This is a genomic window from Streptomyces sp. BE20 (assembly GCF_036322525.1).
Lineage (GTDB): Bacteria > Actinomycetota > Actinomycetes > Streptomycetales > Streptomycetaceae > Kitasatospora.
Window position 1 is genome coordinate 1 of record NZ_JAQYWW010001082.1, and the last position, 349, is coordinate 349.

1 protein-coding gene is annotated in these 349 nt (G+C 70.5%); it reads right to left on the reverse strand.

Annotation, left to right across the window (positions count from 1 at the left end):
• Positions 1–349 (reverse strand): hypothetical protein (locus tag PUR61_RS31100; protein ID WP_329882842.1); only part of this gene is annotated, 349 nt, incomplete at both ends.

Consider the following 349-nt stretch of genomic DNA (forward strand, 5'->3'; position numbering starts at 1 on the left):
CAGCAGATCACGAACACCGTGCGCCTCGACCAGATGCCGGGCCACCAGGCCACCGAGCGTGCCGGTCGCACCCGTCACCACCACCGTGCCGTCACCGAACCCCACCGGAGCGGACGCGGAACCCGACAGGCGCACCAGACTCGTCACACTTACCACACCCACGCGCACAAGCGCCTGCGGCAGCGGATAGAACACGTCCTCGGCCGCGTCCACCAGATGGAGCCGGTCCGGGTGCTCGTCCTGCGCCGACCGCACCAGACCCCACAACGCGGCACCGTCCGCGTCACTGATCGCCGCGCCCGCCGCACCCAACGTCCGTACCACCAGACGCGGCACAGTGACCACACCC